The following is a 12,673-nucleotide window of genomic DNA, read 5'->3' as shown; positions in this document are numbered from 1 at the left end:
TAAAATGGGCATGTGTCGCCAACCGGTGCTGGACAGCCAAGGGGTGTGCGCCATATGCCACCCTCGGACAGATCAGGAGCAGGACAGCATGCCTTTCGAGACCGCAGCGGGCGCCCCCCGGCGCGTCGCCGTCATCGGTGCGGGGATTTCCGGCCTTGGGGCCGCGCATCTTCTGGCCACCGATCATCGTGTCACGCTTTTCGAGGCGGAGGGGCGGCTTGGCGGTCATGCCCGCACCGTTGTGGCCGGCAAGCGCGGCGATCAACCGGTCGATACGGGCTTCATCGTCTTCAACTATGTGAACTATCCGCATCTGACGAAGCTCTTTGCCGATCTCGACGTGCCCGTGGCGAAATCGGACATGAGTTTCGGTGCCTCGCTGGACGGGGGCGCGTTCGAATACGGGCTTCGGAACCTTCAGGCGGTGTTCGCCCAGCCCGCCAACGCGCTCAACCCGAAGTTTCTGGCGATGCTGCGCGACGTGATGCGGTTCAACGCCCGCGCGCTGGAGGTGGCAAAGGACCCGGAGATTTCCATTGGGGAGTTTCTGAACCGGCTTGGCACCGGGGACTGGTTCCGCGACCGGTATCTGTTGCCGCTGTCCGGGGCGATCTGGTCCACCCCGACCGAAGGCATCCTCGACTTCCCTGCGCAGGCGATGATCCGGTTCTTCGAAAACCACGCGCTTTTGTCCCATACCGGGCAGCACCAGTGGTACACGGTGAAGGGCGGGTCGGTCGAATATATCCGGCGGCTGGAACCCGTGCTGAAGGGCCAGGGGGCCGACATCCGAACCGCCTGCCCGGTGGAGGCCGTGCGCCGGACCGAAGCGGGACCGGAGGTGAAAGCCAGGGGCGGCACGTGGGAGCCGTTCGACGCGGTCGTCTTTGCCACCCATTCAGATGACACGCTGGCCCTGCTGGCCGACCCCACGCCCGAGGAAAAGGCGGCCCTCGGCGCCGTCCGCTATCAACCGAACGAGGCCGTCCTGCACGCCGACACGCGCGTGATGCCCAAACGCCGCGCTGCATGGGCAAGCTGGGTCTATGTCGAGGACAGTGCGAAGAAGACCGACCGGATCGACCTGACCTACTGGATGAACTCGCTTCAGCCGATCCCTCAGGACGACCCGCTGTTCGTGACGCTGAACTCCCAGCGCGATATCCGCGAGGAGTTGATCTATGACACGGTCACCTTCCGCCACCCGGTCTATGACCTTGGCGCGCTGGAGGCGCAGAAGGCCGTGCAGGCGATGAACGGGCTGAACCGGACATGGTTCTGCGGGGCATGGATGAAGAACGGATTTCACGAGGACGGGCTTTCCAGCGCTGTCGACGTGGTCGAGGCGATGAAGCGGCGGGAGTCTGAGACGGTGACGGCATGACGGGAATTGTCGAACATGTAAGGGGCACGACCTATCACCAACGGCGGGGCAAGGTCGGCCACAAGCTGCGCCATACCGTGGACTATGTGCTCTATGATGCAGAGGCCGAGGTTCGGGGGCCGTCGTGGTTTTCGCTGAACGCGAAGAACCGCATGTCGGTCTGGGACGTCGACCATGGCGGCCCGTGGGGAGAGGGGCGCGGCGCAGCCTGGGTGCGCGCCGTGCTGAAGGCCCACAACCTGTTCGCTGCCAAGGGCCGGATCGAGCTTTTGACCCTGCCGCGGGTGCAGGGCTATGAATTCAACCCGGTCAGCTTCTGGCTGTGCTACGGCAAGGACGACACGTTGCGCGTGGTGATTGCCGAGGTGAACAACCCGTGGCGCGACCGGCATTCGTACCTGTGCCACCACCCCGACCAGCGCCCGATCGAGGCGAGCGATATCCTGACGGCGACGAAGATCTTCCATGTCTCGCCGTTCCTGCCGATCGAGGGGGGCTATCGCTTCCGCTTCGACATCCGGCCCGACAAGATCGGCATCTGGATCGATTATTCGTCGAACGATGAAACCGGGCTTTACGCCACGCTGACGGGGCCGCGCAAACCGCTGACCAACTGGGCGATCCTGCGGGGGATGCTGCGCCGGCCGTTCGGGTCGCGCCGGGTGCTGGCGCTGATCCACTGGCACGCGCTGATCCTGTTCCTGAAGCGCGCTGGTTATCGCACCCGGCCGGAGCCGCCCACCGACGAGGTGACATGACCCAGGCGGCCCCGCTGCCGGGCTATGCGCTGTTTGCCGGGCTCTTGGCCGCGGCGGGCTTGCCGATCTATATTCACGCGCCGAAATTCTACGTCGACGAATATGGGGTCAGCCTTGCGGCGTTGGGCGCCGTTCTGTTCGGGCTGCGGCTGGTCGACGTCGTGCAGGACCCCGCCCTTGGCTGGCTGTCGGAACGGACGCATCGCTGGCGCGGGCTTGCGGTGGCCCTGGGCGTTCTTCTGCTGGCGGGGTCAATGGTCGCGCTTTTCGCGGTGACGCCGCCGGTTTCGCCGCTGTTGTGGTTCGCCCTGACGCTGGCGGGGCTGTTCACGGCGTTCAGCTTCCTGACCATCACCTTTTATGCGCAGGGGGTGGCGCGGGCCCGCGGGATGGGCGGGGGCGGCCATGTGCGGCTGGCCTCATGGCGCGAAACCGGGGCGCTTCTGGGGGTGAGCCTTGCGGCGGTCGCCCCGACGGTTCTGCTTACCGTCAGCGATGCGCCCTTTGCCCTGTTCGCGGCCGGGTTTTGCGGGTTGGCCCTGACCGCGGCCGTTGCCATGCGGCGGGAGTGGTCCCTTCCCATCGCACCGGAGCAGAGCGGGCTACGCGACGTTCTGGCCGATCCCATCGCCCGGCGCCTGCTGCTGATCGCGCTGGTCAATGCGACGCCCGTGGCCGTGACCTCCACCCTGTTCCTGTTCTTCGTCGAAAGCCGGCTGGCCGCCCCGGGATGGGAGGGGCCACTGCTGTTGCTGTTCTTCCTGGCCGCGGCGGCCTCGGCCCCCGTTTGGGGGCGGATGGCCCGCGGTTTCGGTGAAAAGCGGACGCTTCTGGGCGGCATGGTCCTGTCGATTGGGGCGTTCGGCTTTGCGGCGACGCTGGAGGCGGGGGATGTTCTGCCCTTTGCCGTGATCTGCGTGGCCTCGGGCGCGGCGCTTGGGGCGGATATGACGTTGCTGCCGGCGATCTTTGCAGGGCGGATGGCGCGCGTGGCCCCGAATGCGGGCCAGGCCTTTGGCATCTGGTCGTTCGTTTCGAAATTCACGCTGGCCTTTGCGGCGGTCACGCTACTGCCGCTTCTGGATCGCGCGGGATTCACGGCGGGCGGGGAAAACCCCGATACCGCCCTGACCATGCTGGGCGTGCTGTATGCGCTGGTGCCCTGCGCACTGAAACTGGTGGCCGTCGCGCTTCTGGCCGCGACGCCGTTGAGAGGGGAAGATATTCGATGACGGGTCTTGCGATCTTTGTACTCGGGCTGCTGGTGGCGTTCGCCGCGGTGGCCCTGAAGGACCGGTACCTGGGGTTCAAGGCGCAGGGGCCCGGGGACTATGCCAATGCCGGCCCCGATATCGACCTGCGCCGCCACCTGAACGGCCCGATCCTGTGCGAGGGCGTGATCTACGGGCCCACTGGCCGCGTGACCTCTCGCTTCGTCGCGGATTTCGACGCGACGTGGGAGGGCGACAAGGGCCAGATGACCGAAGAGTTCACATATGACAGCGGTGCTACCCAAAGTCGCATTTGGACGTTTTCCCTTGGAAATGATGGGACCATTCGTGCTGATGCGCCCGATCTTGTGGGGTCGGGGCATGGCATGCAGATGGGTTCCGCCATACATCTGCGCTACCGCATCCGGCTGCCTGCGGATTCGGGCGGGCATGTTCTGGATGTCACCGACTGGATGTATTTGATGGAGAACGGGGCGATCATGAATCGCAGCCAGTTCAGCAAGTTCGGCATCAAGGTGGCCGAGCTGGTTGCGACCATGCGCCCGAAGGAGGCCGCGTGACGGACTGGATTGGAAAACGATACTGGATCATCGGGGCGAGCGAGGGGCTGGGCCGCGCCGTTGCCGAAAGGCTGAGCGCGCTTGGCGTGGAGCTGGTGCTGAGCGCCCGCAGCGAAGAGCGGCTGGATGACCTCGCAGACTCCCTGCCGCGCAAGGCCAAGATCGTGCCCATCGACGTGGCCGACGGGGCGTCGGTGAAACAGGCCGTGGAAGAGGCGGGCGAGGTTGACGGCGTGGTCTTCCTGGCCGGGGTCTACTGGCCGATGTCGGCGAAAGACTGGGACGCCGAGAAGGTCGAGGCGATGTGCGACGTGAACTTCACGGGCGCCGCACGGGTCATGGGGCAGGTGGTGCCGAAATTCCTGGACCGCGGCGCGGGGCATATCGTGCTGACCTCCAGCCTGACGGCCTATCGCGGCCTGCCGGGATCGATCGGGTACACCGCGTCGAAGGCCGGTGTGATGTCGCTGGCCGAAAGCATGTATTGCGACCTGCGCGACACCGGCGTGAAGGTACAGGCGGTGCTGCCCGGCTTCGTCAAGACGCGGCTGACCGACAAGAACGACTTCAACATGCCGATGATCATGGAACCCGACGTGGCCGCCCATGAAATCGTCGAGCATATGATGACCGACAACTTCTCGCGCTCGTTCCCGGCGCCCTTTGCATGGGTGTTCCGGCTGGCGCAGTTCCTGCCGGACTGGGCCTACTATCCGCTTTTCGCGCGCGGCAAGTGATGTAGCCCCTTGAGTCTCGGACGGGCGCGCGCAACACTGTGCGCCCGTGCGAAGGAGACGAGGTCACGATGGAAGAGCTGCTGGAAATCAGCCCCCGCAAGGTCGTTCAGGTCATCTTTCAGGCCCGGGAAAAGCAGGTCGCCGAGGCCGAGTTGCGGGCGTTCATCGGCGCGATGAACGAGGATGAGAAGGCCAGCCTCGTGGCGCTGACATGGATCGGGCGCGAAACCTACGAGGCCGGCGAACTGGCAGAGGCCATCGCGACCGCCAAGGCCGAGGCCAGCACGCCGACCGAGAACTATCTCGTCAACATGCCGCTGTTCGCCGACTATCTTGAGGCCGGGCTGGAGGCCATCGGGATCAGCCCCGCCGATGTCGAGGAAGATTTCTTCGACCGCTAAGGCGCAACCTCTGCCCTTTCGACGGCCCGTCCAGTTCCTGCACCGGGGCCTTTTTGCATGGCGCGCAACCCACGCCCAAAGCTCGGGATTTTGTGCAGTGGCGCGCGGATGACGCCTTGAAAGGGTGCGGTTCTCAGGGCCTGTGCGAAAGACTCTTGCCCCACCGCGCAATAATCTAACCTTTTGCTTGACCGCCCGCGGGCCTTGCGCAAATCTGCCTGCGTTGCTTCGGTGCGGGGGAGGCCGGGTTCGGTCAGCAAATCCGAAGCATGATGAGGAAAACGGGGGGAGGGGCCCCTTTTTACAGGACCGGGACAACCCGGCGATCGTAGCTGCGTCGGGCCGGTTTCGGCCATCGCCGGCGTTGCCAGACCCGCGGGACAAGCGGGCGGCGGCACCGGTACGACACGGCGATAGGGAGGATCTGACTTGGCACCATCCGGCGCGTCTGCGGGCGAGCTTTGTTCGATACCGGCGCTTTTTGCGCGGAACGTGCGCGCATGGGGCGACCGTCCCGCCTATCGCGAGAAGGAATTCGGTATCTGGCAGTGCTGGACATGGAGCCAGGCCAATGACGAGATTCGCGCCATCGCGATGGGGATGCTGGCGCTGGGGCTGGAGCGCGGAGAGCATGTCGCCATCATCGGCCGCAACCGCCCGGCCCATTACTGGGCCATGGTGGCCGCGCAGATGTGTGGCGCGGTGCCGGTGCCGCTTTACCAGGACGCCGTCGCCGAAGAGATGGCCTATGTTCTTGACCATTGCGGCGCGCGCTTTGTCGTCTGCGGCGATCAGGAGCAGGTGGACAAGGTCATCGAGGTTCAGGACCGCATCCAGCATATCGAGCATGTCCTCTACAACGACAAGCGGGGCATGCGGAAATACGACCACACGCATCTGAACTCCCTGTCCGATATCGAGGCCGAGGGGCGCGCCGCCCATTTCAGGCTGGAGCCTGAACTCGACAAGCGCATCGCAGAGCTGACATGGGACAGCACCTGCGTGATGCTCTACACCTCTGGTACGACCGGAAAGCCCAAGGGCGTGGTCCTGTCGAACCGCAACATCATCGCCACCGCCAGGGCGTCGTGCGAATTCGACCATCTGGGGCAGGACGAAGAAGTTCTGGCCTATCTGCCGATGGCGTGGGTGGGCGATTTCATCTTTTCCATCGGGCAGGCGATGTATGCGGGCTTCTGCGTGAACTGCCCCGAAAGCCCCGAGACGATGATGACCGATCTGCGCGAGATCGGGCCGACCTATTTCTTTGCCCCGCCGCGTATCTTCGAGACGATGCTGACCAATGTCATGATCCGGATGGAGGATGCGGGCGATCTGAAATACGCGCTGTTCCATCATTTCATGGAGTTCGCCAAGACCACGGGCGAAGATTTCGGCATGCCCCGGCTGCGCAACAAGCAGTCGACACCGACACTCCGCCGTCGCTGGCGCTGGTTCTTCCACTACATGATGGGGATCGGCTTCGCGATCGAGACCATCGTGGAAAACGCGGTGCGGGGGTTCTTCGTCAAGCTGCGCCACCCGATCGAGACGCGGAAGCATTTCAAGGGGCGGGGGCCGCTGCTGAACCTCTATCCGCAGCCCCTGCGCGATTACTTCAACTACCGCACCGGGCAGGTTCTGGTCTATGGGCCGCTGAAGAACACCCTTGGCCTGTCGCGCATCCGCGTGGCCTATACCGCGGGGGAGGCCATCGGGCCGGAGATTTTCGCCTTTTACCGCTCTCTCGGGATCAACCTGAAACAACTCTACGGCCAGACAGAGGCGTCGGTCTTCATCACCCAGCAGCCCGACGGGCAGGTGCGCTCGGACACCGTGGGCGTCCCGTCCCCGGGGGTGGAGGTGAAGATCGGCGAGAATGGCGAGGTCTACTACCGCTCTCCGGGCACGTTCGAGGAATACTACAAGAACGCCGAAAGCACGGCCTCGACCAAGGACCCCGAGGGTTGGGTCGCCACCGGCGATGCGGGCTTCTTCGAGGAAGGCTCGGGCCACTTGCGGATCATCGACCGGGCCAAGGACGTGGGCAAGATGGCCGACGGACATCTGTTTGCGCCGAAATATGTCGAGAACAAGCTGAAGTTCTACCCCGATATCCTGGAGGCCGTGGTGTTCGGCGCGGGGCGCGAGATGTGCACCGCCTTCATCAACATCGACCTGACCGCCGTGGGCAACTGGGCGGAGCGCAACAACATCGCCTATGCCAGCTATCAGGAACTGGCGGGCCACCCCCGGGTGCTGGACACGATCCGCGCCCATGTCGAAGAGGTCAACCGCAGCGTCGCCGAGGACGAGATGCTGTCGGGCTGTCAGCTCCACCGTTTCCTTGTGCTGCACAAGGAACTGGATGCCGATGACGGAGAGATGACCCGGACCCGAAAGGTGCGCCGCAACATCATCGCTGAGAAATACGCCGATCTGGTCACCGCGCTTTATGACGGTTCGACCGAGCAATACACCGAAACCGAGGTCACCTATGAGGACGGGCGCAAGGGCCGTATCCGCGCGACGCTGAAGATCCTCGAAGCAGAGACCTTCCCCGTGAAACCAGCCAAGAAGGTAGCCGCGGCATGAGCGACCCGACCCCGATCGACTGGAAAGGTATCCTCAGCGGTACGCCGGGCGATGTGCTGAAGCTGACGCTGGCGCTGTTCACCCTGTTGGTGGTCTTCGATGCGGGGTTCTGGTTTCTGGCCGCGGTCTTTGCGCTGGCCGTGGCCATGTTCACGCAGGTGCGCGCCCCGATGCAGCCGCAGCCAGAGCCCGACACCGCCCGCAAGGCACGGCTGCAACAGGCCGCGCTTTATGCCGGGGTGAACCTGCTGACGGTGTTCGCGGCCTATGGCGTGGCGACGATCCTTGGTGCCGCGCTCCGGGGGGCCGCCGCAAAGATCATGGGGCTGCTATGAGCCAGCCGGCGTATGAGCCCTATGTGACCGAGGACGGCCGCACCATCGGCGATGTGCTGATGGAGTTGAAGAACATCACCCTGCGCTTTGGCGGGGTGGTGGCGATCAAGGACATTTCCTTCGACATCCGCGAGGGCGAGATCCGCGCGATCATCGGGCCGAACGGCGCGGGCAAGTCGTCCATGCTGAACGTGATCTCGGGCTTCTACACGCCAAGTGAGGGCGAGGTCTGGTTCGAGGATCGTCTTCGCCCGCCGATGCGCCCCTATCAGGTTGCGCGGCAGGGGATTGCGCGGACCTTTCAGAACATTGCGCTGTTTTCCGGCATGTCGACGCTCGACAACATCATGACCGGGCGCATCACCCGGATGAAGTCGTCCCTGCTGGCGCAGGCGCTGTGGTGGGGCCGCGCCCAGACAGAGGAAAGCGCCAACCGCGAAGCGGTGGAAAAGATCATCGACTTCCTTGAGATCCAGCATATCCGAAAGACGCCGGTGGGCCGCTTGCCCTATGGCCTGCAAAAGCGGGTCGAACTGGGCCGGGCGCTGGCCGCCGAGCCGCGGCTTCTGCTGCTGGACGAACCCATGGCGGGGATGAATGTCGAGGAAAAGGAGGACATGTCCCGCTTCATCCTCGACGTGAACGACGAATTCGGCACCACCATCGTTCTGATCGAACATGACATGGGCGTGGTGATGGACCTGTCCGACCGGGTCGTGGTGATGGATTACGGCAAGAAGATCGGCGACGGCCCGCCCGATGAGGTGCGCGCCAACCCCGATGTGATCAGCGCGTATCTGGGGGTCAGCCATGACTAGGGTGTTTGTGATGGACCGACCGTCCGGGGCGGGCCTGACTTGCGGGCGCTGCTGCATCGAAGGGGGAATGGCGAATGCCTGACCAGTTCCTTTACGCCGTCGAGGTGATGCTGAACGGCCTGATGGCCGGGGTGCTGTACGCGCTGGTGGCGCTGGGCTTCGTGCTGATCTTCAAGGCATCGGGCATCTTCAACTATGCCCAAGGGGTGCTGGCGCTGTTTGCGGCGCTGACGCTGGTGGGGCTGCAACAGGGGCAGATACCCTTTGCGCATCTGATCAATGCGGCCTTGGGGACGGATCTGCACCATTTCGGTTGGCACCTGCCGGCCCTTGTCGCCATCGTTCTGACCGTGGGCGTGATGGTGGTGCTGGCCATCCTGATCGAGAAGTTCATCCTCAAGCACCTGGTGAACCAGGAACCGATCATCCTGTTCATGGCAACCATCGGGCTGGCCTACTTCCTCGAAGGTTTCGGCGACATCATGTGGGGGTCGGAGATCAAGACGCTGGATGTCGGCCTGCCGCAGGGCGCCAGCTTCTGGGTCGAGGAAAAGACCGCCTTCCTGGGCGGCGACAACTTCTACGGCTTTTTCATCGACAAGCTGGATATGGTGGCCGCACTCGTGGCCGCGCTTCTGGTGATTTCGCTGACCGTGTTTTCCCAGTATTCCAAGCAGGGCCGGGCGCTGCGCGCCGTGGCCGACGACCATCAGGCGGCGCTGTCGGTGGGCATCTCGCTCCGCTTCATCTGGGTTCTGGTCTGGTCCATCGCGGGGTTCGTCGCGCTGGTGGCGGGCATCATGTGGGGCGCGAAATCGGGGGTGCAGTTCTCGCTTTCGCTGATCGCGCTCAAGGCATTGCCGGTGCTGATGCTGGGCGGCTTCACCTCGATCCCCGGGGCCATCGTTGGCGGGCTGATCATCGGGGTTGGCGAGAAACTCTTCGAATTCATCGTCAGCTCACCCTGGTTCGGAACCACGTTCGGCTTCACCCTCAGCGCGACGGAGAACTGGTTCGCCTATGTTCTCGCGCTACTTTTCCTTGTGTTCAGGCCACAGGGCCTGTTCGGAGAAAAGATCATCGAGAGGGTTTGAGCGATGAAAAAGCTCTATGCCATTGCCTGTGTGATCGGTTGGGGGTTCTTTGCTGCGTTTACCTATCTGGCCCTCGCGTCTGTGAATGACGCGATGTGGATGCCTGCGGCCTATGCCATGTTTGCCTTCGCGGGCTTCATGGGCGGGACGCTGTGCTGGGTGCGGATGGTGGACCGAAGGCACTAGACGACGGCCCATCCCGCCCCATGCAGGCGGGGTGATGTGCCATGACAACGGCCCGCGACAGACGGGCAGCGGTCGCAAGAACCGCGTAAGGGGAGGAAGAAGAGGTCATGTTCTACCGCGAGGCCGGCGACTTCAAGACGTCCTATAACGAGGACAACCAGACCTTTCCGATCCTGTTCGACCGGTATCGGTACTATGCCGTTCTCGTGGTGGCCTTCGCGGTCATCCCCTTCGTGGTCAACGACTACTGGGCCAACGCGATCTTCGTGCCGTTCCTGATCTACGCGATTGCCGCGCTGGGCCTGAACATCCTTGTCGGCTATTGCGGGCAGTTGTCGCTGGGCACCGGCGGTTTCATGGCCGTCGGGGCCTATGCCTGTTACAAGCTGATGACCGCCTTTCCCGATGTCAGCATCGTCTTTCATGTGATCGGTGCGGGGCTGGTCACCGCGGCTGTGGGCGTTCTGTTCGGCCTGCCGAGCCTTCGGATCAAGGGGTTCTATCTTGCCGTGGCGACGCTGGCCGCGCAGTTCTTCCTCGTCTGGCTGTTCAACAAGGTGCCGTGGTTTTACAACAACTCCGCCTCCGGCCAGATCAGCGCGCCGGAACGGACGGTGTTCAGCATCCCCGTTACCGGCCCCAACACGGACGCGTGGGCGAAATACATGATCTGCCTTGTCTTCGTGGTCGTGCTGGCCTGGATCGCGCGGAACCTGACCCGCGGCACGGTGGGGCGGTCGTGGATGGCGATCCGCGATATGGACATCGCGGCAGAGATCATCGGGGTGAACCCGCTTAAGGCGAAGCTGACGGCCTTTGCGGTGTCGTCCTTCTATGTCGGCATCGCGGGTGCGCTGTTCTTCGCCGTCTATCTGGGCGCGGTCGAGGTGGGCGAGGCATTCGGCATCCAGAAAAGCTTTCTGATCCTCTTCATGGTGATCATCGGGGGGTTGGGCTCCATCTTCGGCAGTTTCGCGGGCGCGGCGTTCTTGGTGCTGCTGCCGGTCCTGCTGAAGAACGTTCTGGTCGGCGCCATGGGCTGGCCGACCGATCTGGCCGCGCATCTGGAACTGATGATCGTCGGCGCCCTGATCATCCTGTTCCTGATCGCCGAACCGCACGGGCTGGCGCAGCTTTGGCGGATCGGGAAGGAAAAACTGAGGCTTTGGCCGTTCCCGCATTGAGGGGACGGGGAAACGCGCACCAACCGGGACAACCCGGAATACCCTTTGGGAGGAAACATCGCATGAACAAACTCGCACCACTCGCGCTTGGCGCGGCCCTCGCGGCGGGGCCGGCACTGGCCGACCTCGTATTCCCCGATCTCAGCTATCGCACCGGGCCCTATGCCGCGGGCGGCATCCCGTTCTCGGACGGCTATCAGGACTATTTCACCCTGGTGAACGAGCGTGACGGCGGCATCGGCGGCGTGCGCGCGCAGGTCATCGAATGCGAGACGGGCTATAACACCGAAAAGGGTGTGGAGTGCTACGAGGCGACCAAGGGGCAAGGGGCGCTGATCTATCAGCCGCTGTCGACCGGCATCACCTACCAGCTTATCCCCAAGGTGGAAGCTGACGGCATTCCTCTGCACACGATGGGCTATGGCCGAACGTCTGCGGCAAACGGCAAGGTTTTCGAGTGGGTCTTCAACTACCCGGCGAACTACTGGGACGCGGCCTCGGTCGCGATCAAGTACCTGCTGGAGGAAAACGGCGGCGATCTGGGCGGCAAGAAGATCACGCTGCTCTACCACAACTCCGCCTACGGGAAAGAGCCGATCCGGACGCTGGAAGACCTGTCGAAAAAGCACGGCTTCACGCTCAACACCATCCCCGTCGACCATCCGGGGCAGGAGCAGAAATCCCAGTGGCTGCAAATCCGGCGGGAACGCCCGGACTATGTGATCATGTGGGGCTGGGGCGTGATGAACCAGGTCGCCGTGCAGGAGGCTGCCAATATCCGTTTCCCGATGGATCATTTCATCGGCAACTGGTGGGCGGGCGCCGAACATGACGTGACCCCCGCGGGCATGGCCGCCGACGGCTACAAGTCGCTCAACATGAACAAGATCGGCGATCTGCCGGTGTTCGAGGACATCAAGACCTATGTCCATGACAAGGGGATGGCCGCTGGCGACGGGTCCAACCTTGGCAAGGTGCTGTATACCCGGGGCATGTACGCCGCGATGCTGGCGGTCGAGGCCGCCAAGACCGCGCAGGGCCTGCATGGCACGCCCGATATCGACGCGTCGATGATGCGCGACGGCATGGAGGCGCTGGAGATGACCGCCGCCAAGATGGAAGCACTGGGTGCGCCGGGCATCGGGCCGGAATTCTCGGTCTCCTGCGCCAATCACGGTGGATCCGGCATGGGCATCGTGCAGCAGTGGAACGCGGGAGAGGGCAAATGGGTCGCCCTGACCGACTTCATCGCGCCCGACGACGCGATCATCGATCCGCTGATCGAGGACGACTCCATGGCCTTTGCCGCGGAGAACGAGATCTCGCTGCGCTGCGAGTGATGTGACCATCCCGGCGCGGGGCCACCCCGCGCCGGGATCATCCGATCCG

At 63.8% G+C, this 12,673-nt stretch carries 13 protein-coding genes; all 13 read left to right on the top strand.

Annotated elements, in window-relative coordinates; genetic code table 11:
* The first annotated feature begins 88 nt into the window (after positions 1 to 88).
* The 13 genes from RGUI_RS10745 to RGUI_RS10685 all read left to right on the top strand — a co-directional run bounded on the left by RGUI_RS10745 (position 89) and on the right by RGUI_RS10685 (position 12,624).
* Positions 89 to 1,384 (top strand): NAD(P)/FAD-dependent oxidoreductase, encoded by a 1,296-nt coding sequence (locus RGUI_RS10745; RefSeq protein ID WP_081533060.1) that lies wholly within the window; start codon positions 89 to 91, stop codon positions 1,382 to 1,384.
* Positions 1,381 to 2,142, top strand: a complete 762-nt coding sequence (locus RGUI_RS10740) for a DUF1365 domain-containing protein (protein WP_081533059.1) — start codon at positions 1,381 to 1,383, stop codon at positions 2,140 to 2,142. The genes RGUI_RS10745 and RGUI_RS10740 overlap by 4 nt, the downstream gene beginning before the upstream one ends.
* A complete protein-coding gene (locus RGUI_RS10735) occupies positions 2,139 to 3,374 on the top strand; it encodes an MFS transporter (protein ID WP_081533058.1) in 1,236 nt (411 codons plus the stop codon). The genes RGUI_RS10740 and RGUI_RS10735 overlap by 4 nt, the downstream gene beginning before the upstream one ends.
* Entirely contained in the window at positions 3,371 to 3,934 is a 564-nt protein-coding gene (locus RGUI_RS10730; protein WP_081533057.1) for a DUF3833 domain-containing protein, read from the top strand. Before RGUI_RS10735 ends, RGUI_RS10730 begins: the two co-directional genes overlap by 4 nt.
* Positions 3,931 to 4,671 carry an SDR family oxidoreductase gene (locus RGUI_RS10725; RefSeq protein ID WP_081533056.1) on the top strand — a complete coding sequence of 247 codons (741 nt, stop codon included), beginning with the start codon at positions 3,931 to 3,933 and terminating at the stop codon, positions 4,669 to 4,671. The genes RGUI_RS10730 and RGUI_RS10725 overlap by 4 nt, the downstream gene beginning before the upstream one ends.
* A gap of 77 nt (positions 4,672 to 4,748) precedes the next feature.
* Positions 4,749 to 5,072 carry a DUF3775 domain-containing protein gene (locus RGUI_RS10720; protein WP_081536055.1) on the top strand — a complete coding sequence of 108 codons (324 nt, stop codon included), beginning with the start codon at positions 4,749 to 4,751 and terminating at the stop codon, positions 5,070 to 5,072.
* Between the two features lie 429 nt (positions 5,073 to 5,501).
* A complete protein-coding gene (locus RGUI_RS10715) occupies positions 5,502 to 7,667 on the top strand; it encodes an AMP-binding protein (protein ID WP_081533055.1) in 2,166 nt (721 codons plus the stop codon).
* Positions 7,664 to 8,002: a hypothetical protein gene (locus RGUI_RS10710; protein WP_081533054.1), complete on the top strand. Its 339-nt coding sequence runs from the start codon at positions 7,664 to 7,666 to the stop codon at positions 8,000 to 8,002. The genes RGUI_RS10715 and RGUI_RS10710 overlap by 4 nt, the downstream gene beginning before the upstream one ends.
* The gene (locus RGUI_RS10705; RefSeq protein WP_081533053.1) at positions 7,999 to 8,820 is read left to right on the top strand and encodes an ABC transporter ATP-binding protein; all 822 of its coding nucleotides are present in this window, start codon (positions 7,999 to 8,001) and stop codon (positions 8,818 to 8,820) included. Before RGUI_RS10710 ends, RGUI_RS10705 begins: the two co-directional genes overlap by 4 nt.
* Before the next feature lie 74 nt (positions 8,821 to 8,894).
* Positions 8,895 to 9,914 (top strand): branched-chain amino acid ABC transporter permease, encoded by a 1,020-nt coding sequence (locus tag RGUI_RS10700; protein ID WP_081533052.1) that lies wholly within the window; start codon positions 8,895 to 8,897, stop codon positions 9,912 to 9,914.
* Positions 9,915 to 9,917: 3 nt separating this feature from the next.
* A complete protein-coding gene (locus RGUI_RS10695) occupies positions 9,918 to 10,100 on the top strand; it encodes a hypothetical protein (RefSeq protein ID WP_081533051.1) in 183 nt (60 codons plus the stop codon).
* 107 nt (positions 10,101 to 10,207) lie between these two features.
* Complete coding sequence (locus RGUI_RS10690; protein ID WP_081533050.1) at positions 10,208 to 11,284, top strand: branched-chain amino acid ABC transporter permease; 1,077 nt, start codon at positions 10,208 to 10,210, stop codon at positions 11,282 to 11,284.
* A 62-nt stretch (positions 11,285 to 11,346) separates the two neighbouring features.
* The gene (locus RGUI_RS10685) at positions 11,347 to 12,624 is read left to right on the top strand and encodes an ABC transporter substrate-binding protein (RefSeq protein ID WP_081533049.1); all 1,278 of its coding nucleotides are present in this window, start codon (positions 11,347 to 11,349) and stop codon (positions 12,622 to 12,624) included.
* Positions 12,625 to 12,673 lie beyond the last annotated feature (49 nt).

The organism is Rhodovulum sp. P5, from assembly GCF_002079305.1.
GTDB lineage: Bacteria > Pseudomonadota > Alphaproteobacteria > Rhodobacterales > Rhodobacteraceae > Rhodovulum.
This window is presented reverse-complemented; position numbering and strand designations above follow the sequence as displayed.